Raw genomic sequence first — 25801 nt, 5'->3', positions numbered from 1 at the left:
TATGCTTGTTGAGAACATACTGCCGAAAGCGCTAGAGCGTTTAATCACGATACAGGCTGATGCTTCGCTTGCGGACGCAGCAAAGCTTCTGTGCGATACACACAGGGCGCTCGTGGTCGTGTGCGATCGAGATGGAGTGATGCTCGGCGTCATTACGAAGACCGACGTCGTTCGTCAGATCGCTAGCAGCCAAGAGGCCATCAATACGATCACCGCAGCCGCCGTGATGACGCGAGATGTCACCGCCTGCCGCCCAGACGATTCGGTGCACGATGTCTTGGCGATCATGAAAGAACGCGGCTTTGTGCATATTCCCATAGTCGATCAGCATTCCCGGCCTTCCGGGGTTGTTAATGCACGCGATGCGCTGCAAGCGCTCTTGAGGGAGGTTACGGATCAAGAACTGCTCCTGCGCGCCTACGTCATGGGTATCGGATATCGTTGATGACCGCGGGGAAAAGAGGGAGCGAAAACAAGAGCCGTGAATGAAATGCCATGCCTGTAAGAGAAAAATCGAGCAGAAAATCGAGCAGAAAATCGAGCGTTCGTGAAAACGCCTCGGACCACAGGCCGATCGTCCTTATCACGGGAGCAGCGGGGAATCTCGGCCGCTCTCTCGGCGCGGCTCTCTGCCGCGACTACCGAATCGTAGGACTTGACCTTTCGACCGAGGGCGCTGACTTCCCGGTTATCGAGGCGGATTTCACATCAGATGCGGCTGTCGAACTGGCATTCTGGAAGTTCCGCGACGCGTTCGGCTCGGACATCGCAAGCGTAATCCACCTCGCCGCCTATTTTGACTTTACGGGTAAGGATAACCCGCTCTACCGGACTGTCAACGTCGAGGGTACACGCCGGCTGCTCCGCGCGCTGCAGGACTTTAACGTCGGGCAATTCGTCTACTCGAGCACAATGCTCGTGCATGCGCCTTGCGACCCCGGCGAGCGCATCGACGAGGGCCGGCGGGTCGAGCCCCGATGGGCGTACCCGCAATCAAAGGCGGAAGCTGAAAACGTCGTCCGCGCGGAGCACAAAAAAATACCGTATGTGATTCTGCGATTAGCCGGGGTCTATGACGAGCACTCCATGGTTCCGACATTAGCTCAGCAAATAGCGCGGATCTATGAGCGCGACTTCCAGAGCTACTTCTATTCAGGCAGCACCCTTGTCGGCCAGGCGATGCTTCATCGAGAGGACATGCTCGACGCCTTCTGCCGCGCCGTCGATAGGCGTAATGCACTGCCGCCCGAAACGGAAATCCTGGTCGGCGAGCCGGACGCGGTCGGGTACGACGCGCTCCAAGATGAGCTCGGCTATCTGCTGCACGGCGCGAATGACTGGCCGACAATGCGTCTGCCGAAAGCCGTTGCCGTTGCCGGTTCCTGGGCACAGGGCAAGCTTGAGCCGGTCATCCCCGACATGATCGACAAGGGCGAGCCGCCGTTCATCAAGCCGTTTATGGTTCCGATGGCCGACGATCATTACGCGCTGGACATCCGGCGTGCGCGGGACCTGCTGGGGTGGGAGCCGCGGCACCGTCTGAAAGACGTGCTGCCCCGCATCGTTGCGGACTTCAAGAACGATCCGATCGGCTGGTACAAGGCGAACGGCGTTACGCCCCCTGCCTGGTTCAGCGCGGCCGGAAAACTGGGTGAAAACCCGGAAGAGCTGTCCGTCCGCCACGAGGCGCAAGTCAGGGCTGAGCACATGGCCAACCGCTGGGCGCACTTCGTCAACATGGGTCTCGGAACCTGGCTCGTGACGCAGCCGCCCCTGATCAACGTCAGCGAGCCGCTCCTGCGCTGGAGCGAGTTGATCCTTGGGACTGCCCTGTTCGTTTGCGCAGCATTGGCATTGTCCTGGCGCGCGCAATGGGCACGCTGGGCCTGCGCCGGCATCGGCTCGCTGGTGATGGCTGCGCCCTTCCTGTTTTCGACCGCGACCGCTGCCGCCTATCTCTCCGATACGTTTGTCGGCGCGCTGATCTTCGGCCTTGCCGTCTGCACCAAGCCGGACCCGGGACCTTCGGCCCTCGCCGCGCTGACCGGCCCTGAAATCCCGCCGGGCTGGAGCTACAATCCGTCGACATGGACGCAGCGGCTGCCCATCATCGTGCTGGCGCTCGTGGGCCTCTATGTTTCTCGCTATCTCGCCGCGTACCAGCTGGGCCATATACCCGAAGTATGGGAGCCGTTCTTCGCCGGCTCTGCGGCAGACCCCAGAAACGGCACCGAAGAGATCATCACTTCATCCGTTTCAAAGGCTTGGCCAGTCTCCGATGCTGCGGTCGGCGGCTACACCTACTTACTCGAAATTCTCACCGGCATCGTCGGCTCGCGCGCGCGCTGGCGCACAATGCCCTGGCTTGTGTTGCTGTTCGGCCTGATGATTGCGCCTCTCGGCATCACCTCGATCATCTTCATCGTGATTCAGCCGATTGTCATCGGAACTTGGAGCACGCTTGCCTTGATCGCAGCCGCGGCGGTACTCGTTCAAATCCCCTATTCCTTGGACGAATTGCTCGCGACATTGCAGTTCATGCGTCGCCGGATAAAGGCGGGCCAGAGTTGGCTACGCGTGCTTCTTGTCGGCGGCACTGACGAGATGCCGGACCCTCGACATCCCGCGCCACTCAAAGACGAGTTCGACCGGCCGCCTGGGACCATCGTCGAGGACATGATTGGCAGCGGCGTCAGCCTGCCATGGAACCTTGCTGTTTCCGCCGTCATCGGCCTGTCGCTGCTGTTCACGCGCTTAACTGTCGGCGCTGAAGGCGCCCAGGCCAACGCCGATCACCTGATCGGCTCCCTCGTCCTGACCATGGTCTCAATCGCGGCGGCGGATGTCGCCCGCCCGGTGCGGTATGTTAACGCCCTGCTCGGCGCCGCGCTATTCGTCACACCCTTTGTGTACGGCGCAGACATGGTTGCGACTATCGCCAGCGTCGTTTCAGGCGTCGCGCTCATCGCTCTGAGCGTCCGCCGCGGCCCGATCCGAGATCGGTACGGAAACTGGAGCCGCGTGCTGGTGTAGTGGGTGTCACGAGTGTCCATTGTGTATGTCTGGCCGGGACCGGCGCGCGGTATGCCCAGGTCAGGCGAATGCGCGTGAGCGACGTACAGGTTTCTGCACGGCGTCTGATGGTGCCGGGCTCCTGCAAGGGGCGCGGCGGCTTTGGCGGCTCAGACCCGGTGCCGGTGGGCGACGATGTGATTGAGGTGCTTTTGCCCGCAATCGCCGGGCGGCCAAGCGATGCACCTCTTTTCGAGCGATGGATCCATGAACAGGAGCCGGGAGGCATTGCGTGGAAGAAGTCTGAACGCGGTCCGTGGAAAAGAGGCGAACTTGCACGTCCGTGGATGGCCATTCGCGAGCACGCCCGTATGCCGGAGGTGATTCCCTATGCTTTGCGGCACTCGAGCATCGTGCGCGGTCTCCGAAAGGGCCTGCCCATCCAACAGGTCGGGCCAAACTGCACAACACCTCAGTCAAAATGATCGAACGGCACTACGCGAAATACATTGCGACCGCCTTGGAAGACCTCGCAAGGGCGGCAGTCGTGTCCCTGGTGCCGCGGAGCGATGGAAACGTGGTGCCAATGGGAAAACGCGCGTAAGGGATCATCCTGCGGTCTTGATCGAATTCACTCGTCTGATGGTGCCGGTACCCCACGCGTTACCGTGAACTTCGCGATCACTTGAGAGCAAGGACTAAATAAGAGCAATTTTCGAAGCGAATTAATGATGCCCAGGGAGGGAATTACACGTAACCCACCGACACGAAGAACCGCTGTTGTCCTTAGTATGGTGGCATGAGCTTGGCACATGGTGGAGCCTCGCCATACTGCTATCGGAGGGGGCCCGATCGCTCTCGCACTCGCGAGGCCCAGTAATGGAAGGCTGCCAAGAGCCGCCGATTGTGAGCGATCCATCCGGCGGACAAGAGTAGGTCCAAATCCCGGACATGCAGTCATGTCAAATTGCTCTTTCAGACGGTCGCTTAGGCATGGCCGGCGATGCTTGCCATCCTTTTCGCTAGCTCCAGTTCTTCGACGTGGCGCTGAAGACGATGAGTGAGAGACCGTCACGACCCCACACTCAGAAACTACGGTTTGCGCCGTGACTGGGGGGTAACATCACGAGAATTGTCGCGCGATCCATTGTTCTGCTGTCGGTGCGAACGATCGGATGCATCGGAGAACAGTGCAGCGGCGGACAGAGTGTCAGTCAATCTCCATTGATGTGTAAGCTCTCCATTGATGTGTAAGCTGTTTTTTCAAGATGTGGGCGCCGCTCGCGGTCAACGCCAATCCGGTCAGCCCGTAATAGAAGGACCCTCCGCTCGCTACCAGGAAAGCACCGCCGGCAGTGAGCGTCAGACCGTTTGCGCCGGCCTGCCGTCAGGAGGCTTCGCCGACGAGGCGATCGTGGACGCCGCCAACGTCTTCCGGATCCCTTGAGCTTCGAAGGCTCGACGCTGTTTCCGACCATTTACGCGACGGCCTATGCCCGGCTTGAAGTTGCGCGCAAACCTGCGACCCGGCGAGACCTTGCTCGTCCACGGCGCGGCGGGTGCGAGCGGACTGGCGGCCGTTGAGATCGGTCGTGCGTTGGGAGCGACTATCATCGCGACCGCCAGCGGCGATCGCAAAGTTGAGGCAGTCAAGAGATACGGCGCCGATCATGCCATCGACTGTAGGAAGGGCGGCTTCCGCGACCGGGTCCTGGAGATCACCGGGGGGCGCGGGGCGGACGTTGTGTTCGATCCCGCCGGCGGCGACGTCTTCGACGAGTCTCTGCGCTGCGTCGCGACACTCGGCCGTCTTCTGCCAATGGGATTCGCATCGGGCCGAATTCCGGATATTCCCGCGAACATCATCCTAGTGAAGAATCTCACTGTGATCGGCCTGTACTTTGGCTTCTACATGGCCTGGGGCAAGACCAAGGCCGATCTGGCGCGTTACAATTCCCCTTCGGGAGACATCCATGGTGCTGCGCGAGGGCTCACCAAGGCACTTGCGCCGACCGATCGCTCAGGCCCGTGCGCCTTTGCAATCATGTCGATCTCCAGGCCATAGGACATCCCGGTCTCCTCCAGGTTCGCCCGCGCGATGTTCACGACGAGGTGCAGTCGCCACGCGTAGCGTAACGCGATGTCGCTTATCCGACGATCTGAGAGAAGCGTGCGCTACTCGGGCGACGCGGTCCGGATGGCGCCCCATCGCCTGCCGGACGCTGACGGCAGAGCACGGATCGGCCCAATAAAAAACACAACCTGCCGATGAAATCACCCGATTCCAAATATCTTATCGATGCTCCTGCATTCTCAGAGCATCATGGTCGCGAATGGCCGATGAACAAGACCACAGATATTTATCTCTCCGCAATCAATCTGCAACGATCCCCCTTCAACACCTCCGATATGCGGTTGTTTCCGCGGAGTATGGCAGCTTTCGGCGGGCTGCAGAAGCGTTGTTGACGCAGCAGTCAACTCTGAGCCGCTGTATTCGGGAGCTCGAGGAATCAATAGGCGTGATTGTGTTCGAGCGATCGAGCGGCGGCGTCTGCGCCACGTCGGCTGGCCGGGATTTTCTCCGAACGGCGCGGTCAATTCTCGAACAAATGGATGCGCTGGTTACGTCAGCCAAGTCTAACGGACGCGGCGAGGCTGGGCGGCTGTCTGTGGGATTCTATACATCGCTGTCGGCCGGCAATTTACGGGCGACGTTGGTAGATTTCAGGCAGCGGTGTCCACAGGTCGCACTTGGCATGGTCGAAAGGTCGCGGATGCGCCTCGTCACCGCCTTACGCAATGGTGCAATCGACATTGTCATCGCGACCGACGGGGGACACGTCTTTGACAGCAACGCCTTGCCGCTGTGGAGCGAGCGCGTCCTGGTGGCCTTGCCTGAGGGACACCAACTGGCTGGGAAGAAGGCGATCTACTGGACCGACCTGCGGAATGAGACGGTCCTTCTCAGCCATTATGACCCGGGACGAGAACTTGAGGATATCTTGTTGGCGAAGCTGATCTCGACAGCAGACCGTCCCAAGATCGAACGCCATGACGTTAGCAGAGGTATCATCAAGACCCTCATATCCATAGGATTCGGTGTCAGTTTGGTGGCCGAGTCCGACATCGGCGTCACTTTTGCCGGCCTGACTTATCGAGAGGTACGAGACGGCACGGGGCCGAGCCAGGTAAATTATTCAGCACATTGGCGCAAGGACAATGACAATCCGGCGCTGGCAAACTTCCTCAAACTGTTGAGCGAGCGCTATCCCCTGCCTTGCGCAGGCTGACCCTTGCGGCGGGTCTTTGCAAAGGCTCGGTCGGTTGCCATGAATCGCGCCAGCATTGGTGCGACCAGCTTTGCCGGATCCGAGATCGACTGCCCCGTTTCGCGGGCAAGCATGTCGGTGTAGGCCGCGAGGTCGCGATGGACATCGGCCGGCAGTTCCACGGTGAGCTTTACCGGCTTGTCATCGGCAATGGCGCCGAGCTTCAGCTTTGCCATTTTTTCAGCCTCTGTATGGTTCGAGCACGAGGTCGCGATTGACGATTACCCGCACCGGAAAACCCGGCCGGATTGTCAGGGTCGGCTGGATGTTGAGATTGCGCCGAACGATCTGCTGACCGGTCTGGTTCAGGGAATCCCCTGCCCCACGGCGAAGGGCCTGCAGAATGGCGCTGTTTCCGTTGCCAGCATCCGAGCCGGACCCAAGTTCGGCTCCTACACCAAGCAAAGTCGACAGCAACGCCGCCTTGAACAGCTCGCCCCAGTGATGATCGACCTCGTCGTGAAGCCCAGCATAGCCTGCGGTATCGGCACCCGGCTGGCGCTCAAGGACGATCGATCGGCCGTTCGGCATGATCAGGCGTGTCCAGACCAGGAGCACGCGTCACTGTCCATGTGTAACGTGGCTATCGTAGATTCCTATCAGCCGCGCACCCTGGGGCACCAACAAAGTTTGACCGGACAGCGTATCAAATAGCGGTTCGGTCACATGCGCCATGATCTGCCCGGGCAGATCGGAGCGGATGCCCGTAATAAGGGCGGCCGAAATCACAGACCCTGCCTGGACGACATAACGCGAGGCTGGCTTCGCCACACGGTCAGGGCTCGTGGTCCGCCGATCAACGGCAACGCTAATAAAAGCGAGCTTGCGGTCCTGTCCATTCTGGGCAAACGCCTCATCGGACGGTGATGCGGCATTTGAGTTCGTCTCGGCAGGAGTCGCTGCCGCCGGTGGCCGAACATTCGTCGACGCAAATACTTTGCTGGTGCGCGCGGCCTCGCTTTCCTGGCTCATCCGCTGTTGCTCGGGATCGACCGCAAGCGGGCCGGACTGGGCCTGGGCCGCAACAATGGGGCGACCGAGATCACCCGGCAATGACGGCCCGAGGCGCGGCACCTCGCGCGGAATGCCCGCATAGTCGCGTGGCAGCCCGTCAAGGCCGTCGGCCACATTGTGGTGATCGATGCTGTACAGCTCTTCGGAAGCTGGACCACGCGTGCGATTCTGCTGCAGGGCCCACAGCACGGCTGCGGAAACGAGAACGAGCGCGAGTGCCGTGCCCCCGGCCAATACCTTACGCGACAGGCGAGTCACGGGCGGACGTTCTGGACGCAGGCGCAGTGAGCTGGCGATCTCCGCAGTGCTCTTCGGCGAGGCAGAACCAGGACCACCGGCGCCAGTCGTTTGCTTATCAGTCACGACGGCCTCCCGTCGCTTCTGATGATTCGGACCTTTTGCTGAGGGTCGCCACCAAGTCGCAGCTCGGCCGCGGCAAACAGCCGATCGACGATCAGCACGTTACGATAGGTTCGGTAGTTGACGATCTCGGAATTGCCGTCCGGACCGATGACAAACAGCGGAGGCATTTCTCCCTGAACGATGCCGGGTGAGAACTCGATATAGACCTTGCGGCCATCGTCATAGACGCCGACCGGCCGCCAAGGCGGATTGTCGCCCTCGAGGGTGTAGCGAAAGCGCCGCTGAGAAGAGTCAGGAAGAACTGGCGTCGGGGAAACAGCTCGGGCACGGCCGGGCCTGTCCTCGGGATAGAACCAGGCGACTGATGGCATGTAGGGTTTTTCACGCGAGCGCAGCTCGATGAGATAGGTGCGCCGGTCGGTGTTGACCACGAGGTTGGTCTCAATCGAAGGCCGCGTCGGCTTGACCATGATGTGGACACGTCTGGTATCGCCGCTTCCGCTTTCGGTGTCGCCAACGACCCAGCGCACGGTATCGCCAGCCGATACCGGCCCCGAACCCGTGAGCTGCTCGCCAGGCTCGAGTGCGATATCGGTGATCTGTCCGGGGCTCGCGTAGATCTGATAGAGGGCGCCGGGACTAAAAGGGAAGACCTGCACAGCATTGAAGTAGCCGGCGCTACGCGGCTCGACGCGCGCAGCGTCATTGGCGGTCTCGATCCGCGCAATAGGCTCCTTTGCCTCAACGTTTCCCCTCTTGCCTCCCTTCGCCGGCGTCCAGGACGGCGGAACGTGAAGGGATCGCGGACGATCCTCCGCCAGCGACGGCGGACTGGGAAGTGGCGGGATATCGTCGTCGTAGCTGATCTGCGGCGGTTTGGAGGTGGCACAGCCGCTGAGTGCAAACATGCAAGCAAACAGAAACGGGCCCATGACCTTGCGCACACTCGGGCTAGCGACTCCAGGAATCTGCATATTCACTGCCCAAGCTCCTTCGACCAGTTGATGGCGTTGACATAGACCCCGAGAGGATTTTTGCGCAGACGATCGGCATCGCGCGGAGTTTCGATCACGATGGTGAGGATGGCGGTCCAGCGCTCGGTGGCGGTAAGCTGCCCATTGTCGTAGCGGCGCTCGATCCAGGCGACCCGAAAGCTTTCCGGCGAGGCACGGATGACGCTGGATATTTCCACTGCGATCTGCAGCTTGCCGAGTTTGGCAAAGGGATCGTTGACGCGGGCGTGGTCATTGAGGGCGGCGGCGCCGCGGTCCGTGGTAAAGTCATAGGCACGCAGCCAGTCCTGGCGCAGCACGACGGCGTCGGCCGGAAGCCCACGTACGTCTTCGATGAAGCGTGCCAGATGGAACGCGATCTGCGGATCGGTCGGCTGATAGAAGGGATTGGCTGGGCTGACGCTCTGTGCCTGGCCGAGACGATCGACCTCAACGACCCAGGGCGTAACGGTACCTTGCGTTGACTGCCAGACAAGTGCGGATGCAAGTCCTGCCGACAGGATCAGAGAACCGAAGGCTATAAGTCGCCAGTTTTTGGCCTGCACCCGCGCCGAGCCGATGCGCTCGTCCCACACTTGCGCCGCTTTCTGATAGGGCGTTACGGGCGCGGGCGTGCGGCCATAATGAACGGATGGTCGTTTGAACATCACTTCCCTCCTTCGGAGAGATCGACGGAGGCGCCTCCTCCACCATGGTCGGCAGTGCGAACGACGTTGGTAGCGGCCGACACCCCCTGACTCATGGTCTGCATCCGCTTCATGCGTCTGGCCGAGCTGGACTGACTGTCCGGAGGTGAGGAACTTGCCGGCGGCTGAGCTGCGCCGGCTTCACCGGCTGCCGTGCCACCAGTTGAAGCCGAGCCGCTTGCAGCCACGGCGCGACGAAGCGGGCTCGTCATCGCGGACGCGGCGGCATCCGCGACGCCGGACAAACCACCCGCCCGGAACGCCCCGCTCGCGCTACCCGCTAGCGCCGTAGCCCCGCGCGCCGCGCGGGCGAGTGCACCGGCGCTTCCGGCAGCGAGACCCGCTCCGGCCACCACGACCCCGCCGGCAGCTAACCCCGTGCCCGCGGCGGCTCCGGCGCCAAGTTGCGGACCGCCGGACACGATGCCATTGGCGATGCCGGGCCCAAAGATCCCTAAGCCCAGGAGCGTCAATGCCGCGAGCACCAGGGCCATGGCATCTTCAATGCCGATCTGCGCGCTGCTCGATCCGGCGGTAAACTGTGAAAACAGCGTCGAGCCGATGCCGACGATGACGGCGAGCACCATAACCTTGACGCCTGACGAGATGACGTTGCCGAGCACGCGCTCAGCGGCGAACGCCGTCTTGCCGAACAGCCCAAACGGGATCAGGACGAAGCCCGCGAGCGTCGTCAGCTTAAATTCAATCAGGGTGACAAAGAGCTGGATTGCGAGGATGAAGAAGGCGAGCAGCACGATCACCCAGGCGAACAGCAACACCACGATCTGGACGAAATTTTCGAAGAAACTGACATAGCCCATCAATCCCGAGATCGAGTCCAGGATCGGCCGCCCCGCATCGATGCCGACCTGCGCGATCCGCCCCGGGCGCAGGAATTCAGCCGCGGACAATCCGGTCCCTGAGGCTTTCAGGCCGAGACCGGCAAAGCTCTCGAAAACAATGCGGGCGAGGTTGTTCCAGTTGCCGATCAGGTAAGCGAACACGCCGACAAAGAGCGTCTTCCTCACGAGGCGAGCGATGATGTCCTCGTCGGTACCCCACGCCCAGAACAAAGCGGCCAGCGTGACATCGATCGCGGCAAGCGTGGTTGCGAGGAAGGCGACTTCGTTGCCAAGCAACCCAAAGCCAGAGTCGATATAGCGGGTAAACGTTTCCAGGAATCGGTCGATGACGCCGGTGCCACCCATGGAATCACTCGCGTTCGGCTGTTGCGACGGGCGGCCAGCCCTGGGGGAGACGATCGGGATGCTTGGGCTGCGCCAACGACGGTGTCGGGCTGCCTGGTTGAGCATCGGCGGAAGTAACGCCCGGTGTTTTCCTTGATGCAAGGAAGCGACGGCGGTTCTCCGCCCAAATCAGACGGCACTCCTGGAGTTCTGCAACCTGCTCGGAGGTGACCTTCCGGCAGCGTTCGAGTTCGCCGCCAAGCGGACTGGTTGCCCGGGATGCCGACGATCTAGCCGGTGGACCGTCGCTGTCGCCGCGGAGCTGGATTGTGCACGCTGCGACAAGGATGGGGATGGCAGCCGCCGTCGTCACAAGCATCACCCGCTTAAGTCCACCACGTACGCTCATTGGTGAAACATCCGAACTATCGAAGGCTGATAGCCACGACCGGGTGCAAGAAAGCGACGAAGCTGCTCCCTGCCCTGATCCTGCGCGGTGGTACGCTGGGCCGTTTCGAGAGTTTGCGCCCGTCCCTGCGCGGCAACTGCGGCCGTAAGGTCGGCGAGCTGCTGGGCCTGCAGGCCAAGAAGCTGATTGCCGGCCTGGCTGACCTGTAGCGTGCCGGTCGCGCCCTGGCTTGAGCTGACGAGGGCCGACATCTCCTTGCGATGGGTGTCGAGATTGCCAACCACGGTCGCCTGAACGCGTAAAGCATCCTGCAAGCCCGCCACAGAATTCTGCCAGCGTGTTTGCGCATTCGCGATCAGCGCTTGATCTGATTCGTTCGCCGAAACGGGCGCATAGGTCGTCGAGAACGCCCGATCGATCTGATTGATGTCATAGGCAATGCGCTGCGCCTGGGCGAGAAGCTGTTGGGTTCGCTGGATCGACTGCTCGAGCTGTTGCAACGAGGAATACGGCAGGCTGGCGAGATTCTTGGCCTGGTTGATCAGCATCTGCGCCTGGTTCTGCAGCGAGGTGATCTGGTTATTGATCTGCTGCAGCTCACGTGCAGCCGTGAGCACGTTCTGCGCATAGTTATTAGGATCGAACACGATCAACTGGCCGGATGTTGGCGAAGCGGTACATACAATCGCAATTGCGAGCGCACCCACCGCTGAGAGGTGACGGCGGCGCTTCATGACAAGCCTTCCTGCTTGATGAGACCGGGTATGAGATCGGCGGCCCAACCCTGCCCACGTGCGGCGAGCCAGCCGGTGACAAACCCCTCACGGCCATGTTCGGCCAGCACGCGCTCGATCATTGCCTGATCGGACTTTGATGAAGCGGCCGTAAAGGCGAGCGCGAACTCTTCAAGACCGAGTTCGAACATGCGATTGCCGCGCCGGGACTGGCAATAGTAGTCCCGCTTTGGCGTGGCGCGCGCGAGAATCTCGATCTGCCGGTCGTTGAGGCCGAAGCGCCGATAGATAGCCGAGATCTGCGGCTCGATCGCCCGCTCATTCGGCAGAAACAGCCGCGTCGGACAGCTCTCGACGATGACGGCCGCAATCGCGGAGCCGTCGATATCCGAGAGCGACTGGGTGGCAAAGACGACGGAGGCATTCTTCTTGCGCAGCGTCTTCAGCCATTCGCGGATCTGACCGGCAAATCCTTCATCATCGAGTGCGAGCCAACCTTCGTCGAGAATGAGTAGCGTCGGCCTTCCGTCGAGCTGGCCTTCGATCCGATGGAAGAGATAGGCGAGCACGGCCGGTGCGGCTCCGGTGCCGATCAGCCTCTCGGTTTCGAACACCTGGACCGGAGCAGAGCCCAACCGCTCGGCTTCAGCATCGAGCAACCGGCCAAAGGGGCCGCCGAGGCAATAGGGTTGAAGCGCCCGTTTCAGGCTCTGGGATTGGAGTAGCACGGACAGACCGGTCAGCGTCCGTTCGCCAATAGGTGCCGACGCCAACGAAGACAGCGCCGACCAAAGATGCTCCTTGGCTTCAGGCGTCATGTCGATCTTTTCGCGGGCGAGAATGGCTGCGATCCATTCCGCCGCCCAGCCGCGCTCGGCCGCATCGTCAATCATGGCTAGCGGCTGCAGGGCGACCGGCTCGGAGGCGCTATCGGACAGCGCACCGCCAAGATCGTGCCAATCGCCCTTCATGGCGAGCGCCGCGGCCCTGATCGACCCGCCGAAATCGAAGGCAAAGATCTGGGAGCTTGGATAGCGGCGGAACTGCAGCGCCATCAGCGCAAGCAGCACGGACTTGCCCGCACCGGTCGGGCCGACCACCAGCGTGTGCCCGACGTCCCCGACGTGGAGGGAAAAACGAAACGGCGTGGATCCTTCCGTGCGTGCGAAGAATAGCGGCGGCGCACCGAGATGCGCGTCCCTCGCCGGCCCTGCCCAAACCGCGGACAATGGAATCATATGGGCGATGTTCAGGGTCGAAACCGGCGGCTGCCGGACATTGGCATAGACGTGGCCGGGCAACGAGCCCAGCCAGGCATCGACGGCATTGATGGTCTCCACCATGCACGTGAAGTCGCGTCCCTGAATGACCTTCTCGACCAAGCGCAACCGTTCGTCCGCGATGCGCGGATTCTCGTCCCAGACCGTGATCGTGGCGGTGACAAATGCCTCTCCGATCAGATCGGAACCGAGCTCCTGCAACGCAGCGTCGGCGTCGATAGCCTTGTTACTGGCGTCGGTGTCGATGAGAGACGAAGTCTCATTGGTCATCACCTCCTTCAGGATGGCGGCAACGGATTTCCGTTTGGCGAACCATTGCCGCCGGATCCTGGTCAGGAGCTTCGTTGCGTCTGCCTTGTCGAGCATGATCGCCCGGGTCGCCCAACGATAAGGGAAGGCAAGCCGGTTGAGATCGTCCAGGAGCCCCGGCGTGGTTGCCGTCGGGAACCCAACAATCGTGAGCACCCGCAGGTGTTGGTCGCCCAGCATCGGCTCGAGCCCACCCGTCAGGGACTCGTCCGCCAACAGCGCATCGAGATACATGGGAATCTCGGGAACGCGGACGCGATGTATCTTGGTCGAGACGCAAGCATGCAGGTACGTCAGGGTCTCGCCGTCATCGAGCCATCGGCACTCCGGCATAAACCCTTCGACCAGTTGCAGCACGCGGTCGGTCCGATCGACAAAGCCGCGCAATACCTGGTGGGCGCCGGCAGCCTCCCCGCGCTCAGGTCCCTCATAAAGGAGGCGCTCGGCGCGCGCCGCATCCTCGGCCGGCGGCAGATACAGGAAGGTGAGGAAATAGGCTGACTCGTAGTGAGCTCCCTCTTCCTCGAATTGCGCCCGGCGCTCCGCATCGACCAGCGCCGATGCCACGTCCGGACAACTGCTCGGTGGATAGGCGTTCGATGAATACCTCTGCGCTTCAACAAACACTGCCCAGCCGGATCCGAGGCGCCTCAAGGCGTTATTGAGGCGGCCGGCAACCGCAACAAGTTCTGCTGGAACAGAGGAATCAAGATCGGGCCCGCGAAAACGCGCAGTCCTCTGAAACGATCCGTCCTTGTTGAGGACGATGCCTTCGTCGACCAGTGCGGCCCATGGCAGGAAATCCGCAAGACGTGTAGTGGAGCGGCGATATTCGGCTAGGTTCATCATTGGTTGCTCACACATTCAGATGGATTGGGATGCGCAGATGGCGTCTTGCAGTCTCGACAAAGAGCGGATCGCGCTTCGCGGCCCAGACGGCAGCGGCATGACCGATTGCCCAGATCAGGAGGCCCGCGATCCACAGCCGCAGGCCGAGGCCGAGCGCAGCGGCAACGGTGCCGTTGACGATGGCGATCGCACGCGGCGCGCCGCCGAGCAGGATCGGTTCGGTCAGCGCGCGGTGCACCGGAATTGCAAATCCATCAACCGGCCCGTCCATCAGATCAGCATTCCGCCGCCGAATGAGAAAAATGCCAGGAAGAAGCTCGAGGCTGCGAACGCGATCGACAGACCGAAAACGATCTGGATCAGGCGCCGAAAACCGCCCGAAGTGTCGCCGAAGGCGAGCGTAAGGCCCGTGACGATGATGATGATCACGGCCAGAATCTTGGCGACGGGCCCCTCGACCGACTGCAGGATCTGGTTAAGCGGCTGCTCCCACGGCATGTTGGAGCCAGCGGCCTCTGCAGTGGGCGAGATCGCCACGGAGCTGAGGGCTACCGCAACAGCTATCATCCCGCTTCTCAATGTGACGCCGTTCATGATGGGTCTCCTGCGGGTGAAATGAGGTAGTCGCCCTCGGTCGTCAGGCCATCGACGCGCGCGAGTGCCGTCAGCCGACGGTCTGCGCCGCGGCCGGAGAGGACGGCAATCACATCAATGGTCTCCGCGATCAGCGCGCGCGGCACGGTGATGACGGCTTCCTGGATAAGCTGTTCGAGGCGGCGAAGCGCACCCAACGCCGTACCGGCATGAATGGTGCCGACGCCCCCGGGGTGGCCGGTGCCCCAGGCCTTGAGTAGATCGAGCGCCTCGGCGCCACGCACCTCACCGATCGGAATTCGGTCCGGGCGTAGCCGGAGCGAAGAGCGCACGAGGTCGGACAGGGAGGCCACACCGTCCTTGGTGCGCAACGCCACGAGATTTTCCGACTTGCATTGGAGTTCGCGCGTATCCTCGATCAGCACGACGCGATCTGCAGTTTTTGCAATCTCGGCCAGCAGCGCATTCGTCAGCGTGGTCTTGCCGGTCGAAGTACCGCCGGCCACGAGGATGTTTTGACGGTCCCGGACAGCGTTCCGCAGCCCTTCAGCCTGAGCAACTGTCAGGATGCCGGCGGCGACATAGTCGTCGAGCGTGAAGACGGCTAGCGCCGGCTTGCGAATGGCAAAGGCTGGAGCGGTCACCACAGGCGGCAGCAACCCCTCAAAACGCTCTCCCGTCTCGGGCAACTCGGCCGAGACGCGGGGACTTGCCGGATGAACCTCAGCGCCGACGTGATGGGCAACGAGCCGCACGATGCGCTCGCCGTCGGCTGCGGCGAGACGCTCGCCGGTATCTGTCATGCCCCCCGACAACCGATCGACCCAGAGCCGGCCATCGGGATTAAGCATGACCTCGACGATCCCAGCGTCTTCGAGCCAAGCCGCTATCGCCGGTCCGAGCGCGGTGCGCAACATGCGTGCACCACGCGAGGCCGCCTCGGACTGAAAGGAATGAACTGCCACGCTTGCCCCCAAGGTCGCCGAGATATGAGCTCGGCGGTGGGGATCAGTAGAAAAGGCAGGTTACGCGCTCGTGCAACTAGCTGAAATCAGTCGGCGTGCCGTGGCGTAGCAAAAGAAAAAAATGGCGGGATCACTTACGAGGAACGGTTGGCGACGTTTGCGCCGGATCGATGTCGAGCGAGATCTCCTGGGCCAGGGTCTGGCCCCTGGCCAGCCGGCGCCCGAGCGCTTCGACAAACCCCTCATACCGTTCCCGGCCCTTGGCCTGCGCAGCGGGCTGCGCCGTATCAGGCAGCGGCGGCGTTGCCGTCAGCCAGAACCGCACGAACAAGGCCAATGCCTCATTTGAAATGGTGATGTGACGCTCCAGCCGCTCGACGTGCCGGGTCAGCCGGTCGAGGCGACGGCCGAGCGCCGCTTCCATCCGCTCCGAATTATTCGGCGACAGGAATGAGGCCAGCGCAGTTTCGACGATGAGCGCCTGAGGTACTCTCTTGCGGTTGGCATGATCGGCGAGCTGGCCCGCAAGCTCCGGAGGCAAACGAAACGTGTGCTTGGTTCGCATTATCTCATCCTAGAGGTCGAGGCCGTCGCCTGGATCCATCGCGGCCTGACGCGCCAGACCGGGAACGTTCATGCGCAGCACACGCGCCCGTATGGCGTCACTGTCGCCCTCATCTTCCGTGAAGTCGAACTCCGGTGGAGGCTTCAAGGCCTCTGGCGCGATATTTTCATGCTCGGAAGCTCCGGCTCGCGGCGAATGCCGGAGTTTGCGGTAGATTGCCGAGCACCCGACATGCTTACCGGCTCGGCAACATTTGAATTCGGCGGAGCTGGCTGCCGGCTCCAATCGTCTGTCGCTGCCCTACCGTCGCGGTCGAGGGAGCTTGAGTTTGGCGGTGGAAGCACGCGCTCGGTCAAACGTGGATCCTCAAAATACCTCGCCTTCTTGGCGCGGATCGGTGGCACGCCGGAAACCAGCACCAGCTCGTCCTCGGGCGGAAGCTGCATCACCTCGCCGGGCGTTAGCAATGGCCGCGCGGTCTCCTGTCGCGAAACCATGAGATGGCCGAGCCACGGGCTAAGCCTGTGACCGGCATAGTTCTTCATCGCCCTTAATTCGGTGGCAGTCCCAAGCGCATCCGAAACCCGCCTGGCCGTACGCTCGTCATTGGTCGCAAAGGAAACGCGCACATGACAATTATCGAGGATCGCGTTATTCGGCCCGTATGCCCTTTCGATCTGATTGAGCGACTGCGCAATGAGAAAACTCTTGAGACCGTAGCCGGCCATGAAGGCAAGCGCTGACTCGAAGAAATCAAGCCTTCCCAGTGCCGGAAACTCGTCGAGCATGAGCAGCAATCGATGCCGGCGGCCCTTGGCTTGGAGTTCCTCGGTGAGACGGCGACCGATCTGGTTGAGTATCAACCGCACCAGGGGCTTGGTGCGGCTGATGTCGGATGGAGGTACAACGAGATAGAGCGTCGTCGGCCGATCGTCTTCAACGAGATCGCGGATGCACCAATCACAGCGGCGCGTCACCTCGGCAACAACAGGGTCGCGGTACAGGCCGAGGAAAGACATCGCGGTCGACAGCACGCCGGACCGTTCGTTCTCGCTCTTGTTCAATAGCTCTCTCGCTGCGGATGCGATCACCGGATGGGTCCCGGCTTCAACGAGATGCCGCGTGGTCATCATCGCGCGGAGCGTGGTTTCGATTGGCCGTTTCGGATCGGACAGGAAACTCGCAACACCGGCAAGCGTCTTGTCCTGCTCCGCATAGAGGACGTGAAGGATGGCTCCGACCAGTAGCGCGTGGCTGGTCTTCTCCCAGTGATTGCGCCGTTCCAGCGAGCCTTCGGGATCGACCAACACGTCGGCCACATTTTGCACGTCACGAACTTCCCACTCCCCTCGCCTCACTTCCAAGAGAGGGTTGTAGGCTGCACTCCGTGAGTTGGTTGGATCAAACAACAGCACCCGACCGTGTTGGGCCCGAAAGCCGGACGTCAAGGTCCAGTTCTCACCCTTGATGTCGTGGACGATGGCACTCCCCGGCCAGGTCAGGAGGGTCGGGACAACAAGTCCGACGCCCTTTCCGGATCTGGTGGGGGCGAAGCACAGCACATGCTCAGGTCCATCGTGCCGCAGATAAAGTCCCTCGAACCGCCCGAGGATCACGCCATCTGCCCCGGCAAGACCGGCACTTCGAATCTCAAGCTGGTTGGCCCAACGTGCAGAACCATATGTGGCCGCCGTCTCCGCCTCCCGAGCCCGCCACACCGACATCGCGAAAGCAACGATAATCGAGATGATCCCGCCGGACGCAGCGACGCATGCCCCTTCAACGAACACTTCAGGTGCGTAGGCATCGTAGGCATACCACCACCAGAAGAAGGCCGGAGGCAGATAGATGGGAACGCCCGGTGCAAGCTCAAACCAGGGGTGTCCGAGTTGCGGCTGATAGCCGAAACGCCAGGCCGTCCATTGCGTCGCGGCCCACATCGTGATGAGCACGACAATTAAGACGCAGGCGATCTGGCCCCAAAGTATTCTGGTTGCGGACATGGCACGGAATCAAAATGCCTAGTAAACCGCACACAAGCCATTTTGCCGATCGCGCGTATTTTCGGATATCCAGGCGAGTAGATTGGTGCGTCAATCGCCGAGCGTACCCCACGTATCGCCAAAGGTGTGAAAGCGGATTTAGCCCTGGCATCGGACGAGATAGTTGTCTCCCCTCTCGCCTGCCGGTGGCCTGGGACGCAGCGCTTAGCTTCCTTGCGGCTCGGTAGGTTGATCGGGCAACTCCAACAGACTGGCGGCCCGAAGCAAAAGCTCGCCGATAATCGAAGCGCTGATGTTGGCGTCACTTCCAGTTGCGGACCGTCCAACGTGGTGTTGGAATGTCCGCTTTGCGCCAGAAGCGGCCGGTCGAGCCGGCGTGCAACCTTGCCGAGTTAGACGAGGCAACATCGGATCTGCCGTTCCTGACGCGATCAGCACAAGCGAACTCAAAAGGGTTTATTGCCGAAAGGAGTTCTTGAGGGGCTGAGGGCGCGATATGGAACGGCCGTTCTCATGGCGAGCTTCCGCAGATCCGCGAGTTTAAGCATTCGACGCGATAGTCCGTTGAACACGGCGACGCTGCCTTCGTCCCAATGTATCGGACAGGTGGGGGCAATCGCGCACGTCGGATAGAGCCGGTCGCCCTCGTCGAACGACCGGTTGAGTAGGCGGCGACGCCGTCGAACTGGCAGCGCGCCGTTTTCGAAACACTGGCCTCCGATAGACTGTCTGGCGAGTCATGGATTGCCTCTAAGCCCAAAAGGGCTCGCCATGAAGACGTTCAATACGAGGCTGAAGCAGCGCAAACTGCCGAACGTCGTGGCATTTCGGCGTTGGTATCTTCCGAACCGCCACCGAACGGCAAGCAATGCCGCACAAACGCGAAGATGATCCGACGCCAAATCGGGAGCTGAAGCATGTCTCAGGTACACGTTCACGCCTTTCGCGACCTTCTGGATAGCGGGGGCGTCGTTGATGATCCAGAGCGGATCGTCATCTACACAACGGATCAACGCCAGCTCTTCACGGGGTCAACGCTGGCCGTGCTGAAGCCGGCGACGACGAAGCAGGTCGCCGACATCGTGCGGCTGGCGGCACAACAGGGCATCGGAATCGTTCCGCAGGGCGGCAACACCAGCTACTGCGGCGGCGCGACGCCGGACGCCTCCGGACGGCAGGTCATCGTGAGCCTCGAGCGGATGGATAGGATCCGCGAAGTCGATCCCGTCTCCATGAGCATTTCTGTCGACGCCGGCGCCATCCTGAAGAACGTACAGGACGCTGCGGCGATCGCCGGACTTCTGTTGCCGCTCAGCCTCGGCGCGGAAGGCAGTTGCCGGATCGGCGGCAACATCGGAACGAACGCCGGCGGACTGTCCGTCGTCAGATACGGGATGACTCGCGATCTGCTCCTGGGGATCGAGGCGGTTCTGTCGGACGGCACGGTGGTTTCGGACATGCGCAAACTACGGAAGAATAATACAGGCTACGATATCAAACAGTGCTTCGTTGGAAGCGAGGGAACTCTCGGCATCGTCACAGGCGCGGCTCGAATGCGACTTTCAACTGGTGGGACAGTTCAAATCGCCATGGGGCCGATCAGCCGACCATGGGCGGGCTGCCGCCGAAAGTCCTGCCCGCGCCATCGAGCGCTTGCGCTCGGACAGCGACGCGGACGTCTCTCTCGCGGCGCTGGCTTCGGATGCCGGCCTGTCGCGCTTCCATTTCTGCCGTGCCTTCAAGGAAAGCACCGGGCTTTCACCGCATGCCTGGCTGCGCCAGCACCGGTTCGAGCAGGCCATGAACATGCTGCGCGACACTGACGCATCGATCGTGTCGGTCGCAGCCGAGCTCGGCTATGCCTCGCAAACCGCCTTCGCCGCGGCGTTCAGAAAGCTAACGGGCGAAACCCCGAGCGATTGGCGGAGGCGCGTGCGTTAACAGCAATCTGGGACTACCGCTTGTTGAGTTAAGCGCCGAACCAGGGCGCGTACTCATAGCGTTGATGAGTTCACGTCCTAGCCATCGGCGGCCAAGTGGGCGATCGCCTCCGCTCCCAATTGCCAGCGATCCCAGTCCGGATCGGGGGTCGCGTCGACGCCCTTGTAGAAAGCCTGGGCTGGTGCGTTATCCTTCAGCACGAACCAGCAGAACCTTTCGTGCCCTGTATCCACCGCATGGCGGGCCATGCGCCCCATTAGTCGTCGGCCGATCCCGCGGCCGCGCACATCCGGGTCCACGAAAAGCCACTTCATCATGAGCAGCGGCCGCAGCGTGTGCATGAGAGGAATCTCGTAGTACACGGCCATGCCGGCGAGCATGCTGTCGCCGCGGTCGGCGACGAAGGCGCCGAATTCAGGACGTTCGCCGAAGCCGCGGTGCAGCAGTTCGGCCTCAGTGAGTCGGAAGTCTGTGCCGCGCTCGAACTTGACGATGCCCTCCATCAGCCGCAGCAGCTCGGGCATGTCCTGGCGCACCATGGACCTGATCCGCATATCATTTTCGACCATTCGCATCTTACACTCTCCGTCTCGGGATGGGTTCGAGCTCACCGGCGCCGATTTCCGTTGATGCAGCCGCGATGCATTGCTATAGATTCCTAAAATCCGCTAATCAGTTTGGTATTCATGGAGGCACCCTCCAGTTTCGCCTTTGGGCCTTTCGCGTTTCACGTTCTAAGCCGCCGGCTGGAAAAGCAAGGCGAATTGGTGCTGCTCAACTCCCGGGCAACGGAACTGCTGCTGCTCATGCTGAGGCGAGCGGGCGAACTCGTCACCAAGGACGATCTGCTGCACGCAGTCTGGGGTGACCGGGTCGTCGCGGAGAATAACCTCACCGTACACATGGCGGCCCTTCGCCGCGTGCTCCGCGACGGAGGGGAGGCCGACAACTACATTCGAACCGAGCATGGTCGCGGTTATCGCTTCGTTATGCCCGTCGCGGTCGCGCAGGCCGAGGGGAGCAGTGTGCCCAGCGGATCGACGGTTCACGTCGGCAGGCAGCTAGAGTCCCGAGGCATTTCCATTCTGATACCACCCGTCCAAAGCCTGCTCGACGACGAGCAGTCTCAATCGCTTGGAGTCGAGGTCAGGCGGCATCTCATGGTGCAGCTCTCGCGCGTGCCCGATGCAGTGGTCATCGGCGCGGGCGAAGCCCGCTATGTCCTGCGTACGTCCATCCGGCCAGTGGAGGGCGTGGTTCAGGTCATTGCCATGATCGATGATGCCGCCACCGGAGCGACTATCTGGGCGGATCGGTTCCAGCACCGGCACATCGGCCTCAGCCCGATGGAGGGAGAGATCTCAGGCCGGCTGGCACACGCGGTGGTCATGGAGCTAGTGGACCGGGAAGCCGCCCGGGGCCCATCCGAAGAGGCATCGCACACCGCTGGCGCGCAGCACAGCGCCTTGCGCGGTTGGAGCGCCCTAAATCGCGAGCTGTGGGTCCCCCAGGATCTCGCCGAGGCACGGCGATGGTTCGACCGCGCGCTCCTCGCCGATTCATCGAACGCGTCGGCTCTGGCGGGGTTGGCCTACACGATTGTCGCAGAGAACATAAGGGCCACTGCGCAAAGTCGTGATCTTGCAGATCGTGACGAGCTGCGGCAGGCCGACGAACTGGCGACGCGGGCGGTCGCGCGAGCTCCGGACTGGCCTCGAGCCTGGTTTTGCCGTGGCTACGTGCGGGAGTGTCAGCGCCGCTTCGACGCGGCGCTGATCGCTTTCGGTCGGGCCTTGTCGCTCGATCCGTGTGACGCCGAGGCCCTTGCCTATACAGGCCACGTCCATTTCCTGATGGGCCGTCTTGAGGAAATGCGGGCACCAATCCAGCATGCGCTTGCGCTTAGTCCGCGCGACCGCGGCGTCGGCCTGTGGCATCATTTCTTAGGCCAATACGACTTCTGGCATGGTCGCGACGAGCTCGCAATTCCGTATTTCGTGCGAGCCACCGACCTTGCTCCCAGCTTGGTCTATTGTGCGACTTTTCTCGCTGCCTCGCTTGCCCTTGCGGGCCGGATCGAGGAGGGACGAAGGTCGCTCGATTCATGGTGCGAGGCGATGGGGGGCTACCGCCTCACGATCGATAGTCTGCGCGCGCGGATTTTCTCCGACGATCCCAACTACCTCGCCGGGCATGAGCGCCACTACCGCGGCCTGCGTCTCATCGGGGTCGCGGAGCGCTGATGCGACAGGCAGGTCCGGCGATTAGCGAGATTTAGGAAGTCCGCCAACGACTTGGCGGGACTTCCCCGGTAGAACGTCGGGCACGTCCAGCGCCAAGGATCAATGCCGATGCCGACAAATGCACCCTCCGCTTCGTTCGCGTGGTCGACCGCGGCGGCCCCTCGTCCAGCAAAGGCCGACCTCGAAACGGATCGCCCACTCGTCTTGATCGTGGACGACGACGAGGACGTCCGGTTTGCGCTTCGAGAACTCCTGCTGTCGGTGGGAATCGACGCATCCTGCTTTGCTTCAACGCGGGAACTATTGCACGCCGATCTTGAAGATCGCCCCGGTTGCCTGATCCTCGATGTCCGCATGCCCGGCGCAAGCGGTCTGGATCTGCAGCAGCACCTCGTCGTGAACGGCAACAGGCGGCCGATCATTTTCCTCACCGGTCATGGCGACATCGCAATGACGGTGCAGGCGATGAAGGCGGGAGCCGTCGAATTCCTGACAAAGCCCGTGAGAGACCAGACGCTGCTCGACGCGGTTACGGCCGGAATCGAGAAAGATATCTCCCTGAGGGCGGCCGCCCGCCACATCAAGCAACACGTCGACCGCTACACAAAATTGACACCGCGCGAACGCGAAATCCTGCGCGAAGCCGCAAAGGGCCGCCTCAACAAGCAGATCGCATTCGATCTCGGCATCAGCGAGGTTACTGTCAAACTGCACCGCGGCAGCGTAACCAGGAAGATGCAGGCAACATCGATCGGCCAGCTCATCCGCATCTGGGAACTGCTGCCTGCGGGGATCCGGGAGGAAAAATCACCCTAGACCAAAGGATGGTTACGATCAGGCCGGCAATGGATCAGATGAGGGAGACGGCCATCCGGCCGTGTTAGCGAGAGCCCCCCGTTGTCCAAAGCGCCTTTAGTCGCGATCATAGATGACGATGAAGCTGTGCGAGAGGCCCTTTCCGATCTCCTTCTGGTGCTGGAACTATCGTGTCGCACTTTCGATCGAGCGGAGGCCTTCATGGCGGAATACGTCCCGGGCAAGTTCGATTGCCTGATTACCGATCTGAACATGCCGGGCCGCAGCGGGCTCGATCTGCTGCAGCACCTGCAGAGCATTGCCTCCGTGGTGCCGGTGATCGTCATCACGGCCGACACCGATCCGCCGACCCGGTCGCGCGCCATGCGATACGGCGCCTATGCCTATCTGACCAAGCCGATAGAAACTGAAGCGCTGCTTCGGCATCTGCAGTCCGCCCTGAGGCTGACTGGGCTTTCCACCTGACGCCGAGTGAGAGAGGCATTCCGATGGCCAGCCCCGTCCACAAGGCGGTAATAGACGGACGCGAAACGCCGTTGGCGTCTCCGCCGGGAATGGAGCTCGGATTTCGCATCCGAGAGGGTAACTCGTCGGCCATACATCACAGTCAGTAGGATCACGTTCGGATGACTTGCGCGCAACGGACATCAGTTTCGAGATGGGCTGACATGCTCAACAGTATGCAAGTACCCGCGGAAGTCATGCGAAAATGGCAGGAGATCGCAGACCTTCTGGCCGAGATTCTACGCGTTCCCTCCGCCTTGATCATGAGGGCAGAGCCGCCAAATATCAAAGTCTTCGTTTCCAGCGAGTCTAAAGGAAATCCTTACGAACCGGGCGAGGTCGCATGTCTCAATACAGGACTCTATTGTGAGACTGTAATGAACACTCGCCGACCATTGATTGTCCCGGACGCTCTGCAAGATGAGGCGTGGAAATCAAACCCTGACATCAAACTAGGCATGATCTCTTACCTCGGCGTGCCGATCAGTTGGCCCGATGGCGAGATATTTGGAACGATTTGTGTTCTCGACAGGAAAAGCAACGAATACAGCGAGCTCTATCTCAGACTGCTGTTGCAGTGGCGTGACGTGTTGCAGGCGGACTTGATATCCATTGCAAGCATGCAGCGAGAGATTGAACAACGTGAGGCGAAAATTCGCCGCCTCGTCGATGCCAACATCATCGGCATCGTCATCTGGAATGTGGAGGGTCAGATTCTTGATGCCAATAACGAGTTTCTCCGCATAGTTGGATATGATCAGCACGATCTCCTGTCCGGTCGAGTGAGCTGGGCGGACATGACGCCCTCTGAATGGCGCGATCGCAATGCGCTGGCGCTATCCGAACTAAAGAACAAGCGAGCCGCGCAACCCTTCGAAAAGGAGTACATCCGGAAGGATGGCAGCCGTATTCCAGTGTTGGTCGGCATCGCGGGCCTTGAAGGGACAGAGGGCCAAGGTATCGCATTTGTGCTCGACTTAACCGAGCGCAAACGGGCAGAAACACAAGCGCGTGAGAGCGAGCGGCGATTCCGCAACATGCAGATGGAACTGGCCCATGCTAATCGGCTGGCAACATTGGGCCAACTTACGGCGTCTATTACGCATGAGGTCAAGCAACCGATCACGGCCGCGCTCCTCAATACCCAAACCGCTCAGCGCCTCCTCACTCGCCAGCAGCCAGATGTTGAGAAGGCGAAAAAGGCAATAGACCGAGCGGTGCTGAACGGCATGCGTGTCAGTGAAGTTGTCGACCGGACGCACGCGTTGGTTAGGAAGGAGCCCGTGCGAAAGGACCGCATGGAGATCAATGAAGCCATTTCGGGAGTTATCGGACTCACACGCGGGGAAGCCTCGAAAAACGGCGTTCAAGTGCGGACTCAACTGGCGGAGGGTTTACCTGTCATTCAAGGCAGTCGGGTCCAGATTCAACAGGTGATGCTGAACTTGATCGTAAATGCAGTCGAGGCGATGAGCCAAATGAACGACGACCGTCGGGAATTGCAGATCAGCACCCGGGCCGAAGCTAACTGTGTTCTCGTTTCGGTGCGAGACTCTGGCCCGGGCCTGTCAGACGGCGCTATTGAGCGAGCCTTCGAGGCATTTTATACGACGAAGTCGAGTGGCCTGGGGATGGGACTATCCATCTGCCGTTCGATCGTCGAGGATCATGGAGGACGATTGTGGGCGACCGCAAACGTACCAAAAGGTGCGGCGTTTCAGTTCACCGTTCCTATCAATGCGGACTGCCGGGACTGACCACGTATTGAGCCTTCAAATCTCGTGGAATCTTCTCGAAGTGGATCACTGTGTCGACGGCATTTGGCTCCACGCTTCCGCGTGATAGGCGACCGGGTTCAGTTGCAGCAGGGGATCATCAACCTGCTGATCGATAGCATCCAGCGATTGCGCAGTCGGGACAACCAGTACCCAGATATGGGTCTCGAAGGTGCGCTGGCCATTGGCCAGTCCAATACCGCGCATGGT

The 25801-nt window shown here is 61.3% G+C and carries 23 protein-coding genes and 4 pseudogenes; 11 read left to right on the top strand and 16 right to left on the bottom strand.

Going from position 1 to position 25801, the window contains the following annotated elements; all coding sequences use genetic code 11:
* Position 1: 1 nt before the first annotated feature.
* The 5 genes and pseudogenes from RX328_RS14940 to RX328_RS14915 all read left to right on the top strand — a co-directional run bounded on the left by RX328_RS14940 (position 2) and on the right by RX328_RS14915 (position 6302).
* Complete coding sequence (locus RX328_RS14940; protein ID WP_213252447.1) at positions 2 to 445, top strand: CBS domain-containing protein; 444 nt, start codon at positions 2 to 4, stop codon at positions 443 to 445.
* Between the two features lie 50 nt (positions 446 to 495).
* The gene (locus RX328_RS14935; protein WP_213252446.1) at positions 496 to 3033 is read left to right on the top strand and encodes an NAD-dependent epimerase/dehydratase family protein; all 2538 of its coding nucleotides are present in this window, start codon (positions 496 to 498) and stop codon (positions 3031 to 3033) included.
* 74 nt (positions 3034 to 3107) lie between these two features.
* Positions 3108 to 3497: a hypothetical protein gene (locus tag RX328_RS14930; RefSeq protein WP_312018031.1), complete on the top strand. Its 390-nt coding sequence runs from the start codon at positions 3108 to 3110 to the stop codon at positions 3495 to 3497.
* A gap of 1007 nt (positions 3498 to 4504) precedes the next feature.
* Positions 4505 to 4873, top strand: a pseudogene (locus RX328_RS43605) (zinc-binding dehydrogenase); the annotation flags it as partial.
* Between the two features lie 472 nt (positions 4874 to 5345).
* On the top strand, positions 5346 to 6302 hold the full coding sequence (locus RX328_RS14915; RefSeq protein ID WP_213252444.1) for a LysR family transcriptional regulator: 957 nt from the start codon (positions 5346 to 5348) through the stop codon (positions 6300 to 6302).
* Here the strand turns inward: RX328_RS14915 and RX328_RS14910 are convergent.
* The 14 genes and pseudogenes from RX328_RS14910 to RX328_RS14855 form a co-directional block, all read right to left on the bottom strand.
* The gene (locus RX328_RS14910) at positions 6278 to 6517 is read right to left on the bottom strand and encodes a DUF2274 domain-containing protein (RefSeq protein WP_213252443.1); all 240 of its coding nucleotides are present in this window, start codon (positions 6515 to 6517) and stop codon (positions 6278 to 6280) included. The two genes, RX328_RS14915 and RX328_RS14910, sit on opposite strands and share 25 nt — an antisense overlap.
* 4 nt (positions 6518 to 6521) lie before the next feature.
* Positions 6522 to 7652: pseudogene (locus RX328_RS14905) on the bottom strand (TrbI/VirB10 family protein).
* Positions 7653 to 7714: 62 nt separating this feature from the next.
* Positions 7715 to 8650 carry a P-type conjugative transfer protein TrbG gene (gene trbG / locus RX328_RS14900; protein ID WP_249726549.1) on the bottom strand — a complete coding sequence of 312 codons (936 nt, stop codon included), beginning with the start codon at positions 8648 to 8650 and terminating at the stop codon, positions 7715 to 7717.
* Between the two features lie 44 nt (positions 8651 to 8694).
* Positions 8695 to 9378: a conjugal transfer protein TrbF gene (gene trbF, locus RX328_RS14895; RefSeq protein ID WP_213252442.1), complete on the bottom strand. Its 684-nt coding sequence runs from the start codon at positions 9376 to 9378 to the stop codon at positions 8695 to 8697.
* Positions 9378 to 10625, bottom strand: coding sequence for a P-type conjugative transfer protein TrbL (gene trbL / locus RX328_RS14890; RefSeq protein ID WP_213252441.1), 1248 nt, complete (start codon positions 10623 to 10625; stop codon positions 9378 to 9380). The genes trbF and trbL overlap by 1 nt, the downstream gene beginning before the upstream one ends.
* Positions 10626 to 10629: 4 nt before the next feature.
* Entirely contained in the window at positions 10630 to 10983 is a 354-nt protein-coding gene (gene trbK-alt, locus RX328_RS43600; protein WP_409410821.1) for a putative entry exclusion protein TrbK-alt, read from the bottom strand.
* 26 nt (positions 10984 to 11009) lie between these two features.
* The gene (gene trbJ / locus RX328_RS14885) at positions 11010 to 11747 is read right to left on the bottom strand and encodes a P-type conjugative transfer protein TrbJ (RefSeq protein ID WP_213252439.1); all 738 of its coding nucleotides are present in this window, start codon (positions 11745 to 11747) and stop codon (positions 11010 to 11012) included.
* Positions 11744 to 14185 carry a conjugal transfer protein TrbE gene (gene trbE / locus RX328_RS14880; RefSeq protein ID WP_213252438.1) on the bottom strand — a complete coding sequence of 814 codons (2442 nt, stop codon included), beginning with the start codon at positions 14183 to 14185 and terminating at the stop codon, positions 11744 to 11746. Before trbE ends, trbJ begins: the two co-directional genes overlap by 4 nt.
* A 7-nt stretch (positions 14186 to 14192) precedes the next feature.
* On the bottom strand, positions 14193 to 14456 hold the full coding sequence (locus RX328_RS14875) for a VirB3 family type IV secretion system protein (protein WP_213252437.1): 264 nt from the start codon (positions 14454 to 14456) through the stop codon (positions 14193 to 14195).
* Complete coding sequence (locus tag RX328_RS14870; RefSeq protein ID WP_249726548.1) at positions 14456 to 14752, bottom strand: TrbC/VirB2 family protein; 297 nt, start codon at positions 14750 to 14752, stop codon at positions 14456 to 14458. Before RX328_RS14870 ends, RX328_RS14875 begins: the two co-directional genes overlap by 1 nt.
* A 23-nt stretch (positions 14753 to 14775) precedes the next feature.
* On the bottom strand, positions 14776 to 15744 hold the full coding sequence (trbB, locus tag RX328_RS14865) for a P-type conjugative transfer ATPase TrbB (protein WP_312018030.1): 969 nt from the start codon (positions 15742 to 15744) through the stop codon (positions 14776 to 14778).
* Positions 15745 to 15874: 130 nt separating this feature from the next.
* Positions 15875 to 16309, bottom strand: a complete 435-nt coding sequence (locus RX328_RS14860) for a CopG family transcriptional regulator (RefSeq protein WP_213252435.1) — start codon at positions 16307 to 16309, stop codon at positions 15875 to 15877.
* 9 nt (positions 16310 to 16318) lie between these two features.
* Positions 16319 to 16456, bottom strand: coding sequence for a hypothetical protein (locus RX328_RS43595; RefSeq protein ID WP_213252434.1), 138 nt, complete (start codon positions 16454 to 16456; stop codon positions 16319 to 16321).
* Positions 16453 to 18312: a conjugal transfer protein TraG gene (locus tag RX328_RS14855; RefSeq protein WP_213252433.1), complete on the bottom strand. Its 1860-nt coding sequence runs from the start codon at positions 18310 to 18312 to the stop codon at positions 16453 to 16455. Before RX328_RS14855 ends, RX328_RS43595 begins: the two co-directional genes overlap by 4 nt.
* A gap of 917 nt (positions 18313 to 19229) precedes the next feature.
* Between RX328_RS14855 and RX328_RS14850 the strand changes: the two are divergent.
* A pseudogene (locus RX328_RS14850) lies at positions 19230 to 19703 on the top strand (FAD-binding oxidoreductase); the annotation flags it as partial.
* A 209-nt stretch (positions 19704 to 19912) separates the two neighbouring features.
* Positions 19913 to 20253: pseudogene (locus RX328_RS14845) on the top strand (helix-turn-helix domain-containing protein); the annotation flags it as partial.
* Between the two features lie 77 nt (positions 20254 to 20330).
* On the opposite strand, the gene RX328_RS14840 reads toward RX328_RS14845, so the two are convergent.
* Positions 20331 to 20792 (bottom strand): GNAT family N-acetyltransferase, encoded by a 462-nt coding sequence (locus tag RX328_RS14840; protein ID WP_317258739.1) that lies wholly within the window; start codon positions 20790 to 20792, stop codon positions 20331 to 20333.
* A gap of 147 nt (positions 20793 to 20939) precedes the next feature.
* Here RX328_RS14840 and RX328_RS14835 point away from each other — a divergent pair, with 147 nt between their 5' ends.
* From RX328_RS14835 to RX328_RS14820, 4 genes are all read left to right on the top strand, one after another.
* The gene (locus RX328_RS14835; protein ID WP_213252431.1) at positions 20940 to 22496 is read left to right on the top strand and encodes a winged helix-turn-helix domain-containing protein; all 1557 of its coding nucleotides are present in this window, start codon (positions 20940 to 20942) and stop codon (positions 22494 to 22496) included.
* 108 nt (positions 22497 to 22604) lie between these two features.
* The gene (locus tag RX328_RS14830) at positions 22605 to 23312 is read left to right on the top strand and encodes a response regulator transcription factor (RefSeq protein WP_213252430.1); all 708 of its coding nucleotides are present in this window, start codon (positions 22605 to 22607) and stop codon (positions 23310 to 23312) included.
* Between the two features lie 126 nt (positions 23313 to 23438).
* Positions 23439 to 23777 (top strand): response regulator transcription factor, encoded by a 339-nt coding sequence (locus RX328_RS14825; RefSeq protein WP_317258738.1) that lies wholly within the window; start codon positions 23439 to 23441, stop codon positions 23775 to 23777.
* A gap of 203 nt (positions 23778 to 23980) precedes the next feature.
* Entirely contained in the window at positions 23981 to 25573 is a 1593-nt protein-coding gene (locus tag RX328_RS14820; RefSeq protein WP_213252428.1) for an ATP-binding protein, read from the top strand.
* Positions 25574 to 25618: 45 nt separating this feature from the next.
* Here the strand turns inward: RX328_RS14820 and RX328_RS14815 are convergent, their stop codons facing one another.
* Positions 25619 to 25798, bottom strand: coding sequence for a hypothetical protein (locus tag RX328_RS14815; protein WP_213252427.1), 180 nt, complete (start codon positions 25796 to 25798; stop codon positions 25619 to 25621).
* Positions 25799 to 25801 lie beyond the last annotated feature (3 nt).

The organism is Bradyrhizobium sp. sBnM-33 (assembly GCF_032917945.1).
Classification (GTDB): domain Bacteria; phylum Pseudomonadota; class Alphaproteobacteria; order Rhizobiales; family Xanthobacteraceae; genus Bradyrhizobium.
Note: the sequence above shows the minus strand (reverse complement) of the source record. Positions and strands in the feature narration are given on the sequence as shown.

What these genes read in the sequence shown, in the direction of transcription:
- RX328_RS14940 (WP_213252447.1), top strand. Translation starts at nt 2, where the DNA reads ATGCTTGTTGAGAACATACTGCCGAAAGCGCTAGAGCGTTTAATCACG.
- RX328_RS14935 (WP_213252446.1), top strand. Translation starts at nt 496, where the DNA reads ATGCCTGTAAGAGAAAAATCGAGCAGAAAATCGAGCAGAAAATCGAGC.
- RX328_RS14915 (WP_213252444.1), top strand. Translation starts at nt 5,346, where the DNA reads ATGGCCGATGAACAAGACCACAGATATTTATCTCTCCGCAATCAATCT.
- RX328_RS14910 (WP_213252443.1), bottom strand. Translation starts at nt 6,517, where the DNA reads ATGGCAAAGCTGAAGCTCGGCGCCATTGCCGATGACAAGCCGGTAAAG.
- trbG (WP_249726549.1), bottom strand. Translation starts at nt 8,650, where the DNA reads ATGGGCCCGTTTCTGTTTGCTTGCATGTTTGCACTCAGCGGCTGTGCC.
- trbF (WP_213252442.1), bottom strand. Translation starts at nt 9,378, where the DNA reads ATGTTCAAACGACCATCCGTTCATTATGGCCGCACGCCCGCGCCCGTA.
- trbL (WP_213252441.1), bottom strand. Translation starts at nt 10,625, where the DNA reads ATGGGTGGCACCGGCGTCATCGACCGATTCCTGGAAACGTTTACCCGC.
- trbK-alt (WP_409410821.1), bottom strand. Translation starts at nt 10,983, where the DNA reads ATGCTTGTGACGACGGCGGCTGCCATCCCCATCCTTGTCGCAGCGTGC.
- trbJ (WP_213252439.1), bottom strand. Translation starts at nt 11,747, where the DNA reads ATGAAGCGCCGCCGTCACCTCTCAGCGGTGGGTGCGCTCGCAATTGCG.
- trbE (WP_213252438.1), bottom strand. Translation starts at nt 14,185, where the DNA reads ATGATGAACCTAGCCGAATATCGCCGCTCCACTACACGTCTTGCGGAT.
- RX328_RS14875 (WP_213252437.1), bottom strand. Translation starts at nt 14,456, where the DNA reads ATGGACGGGCCGGTTGATGGATTTGCAATTCCGGTGCACCGCGCGCTG.
- RX328_RS14870 (WP_249726548.1), bottom strand. Translation starts at nt 14,752, where the DNA reads ATGATAGCTGTTGCGGTAGCCCTCAGCTCCGTGGCGATCTCGCCCACT.
- RX328_RS14860 (WP_213252435.1), bottom strand. Translation starts at nt 16,309, where the DNA reads ATGCGAACCAAGCACACGTTTCGTTTGCCTCCGGAGCTTGCGGGCCAG.
- RX328_RS14855 (WP_213252433.1), bottom strand. Translation starts at nt 18,312, where the DNA reads ATGTCCGCAACCAGAATACTTTGGGGCCAGATCGCCTGCGTCTTAATT.
- RX328_RS14840 (WP_317258739.1), bottom strand. Translation starts at nt 20,792, where the DNA reads ATGGTGCGCCAGGACATGCCCGAGCTGCTGCGGCTGATGGAGGGCATC.
- RX328_RS14835 (WP_213252431.1), top strand. Translation starts at nt 20,940, where the DNA reads ATGGAGGCACCCTCCAGTTTCGCCTTTGGGCCTTTCGCGTTTCACGTT.
- RX328_RS14830 (WP_213252430.1), top strand. Translation starts at nt 22,605, where the DNA reads ATGCCGACAAATGCACCCTCCGCTTCGTTCGCGTGGTCGACCGCGGCG.
- RX328_RS14820 (WP_213252428.1), top strand. Translation starts at nt 23,981, where the DNA reads ATGCTCAACAGTATGCAAGTACCCGCGGAAGTCATGCGAAAATGGCAG.
- RX328_RS14815 (WP_213252427.1), bottom strand. Translation starts at nt 25,798, where the DNA reads ATGCGCGGTATTGGACTGGCCAATGGCCAGCGCACCTTCGAGACCCAT.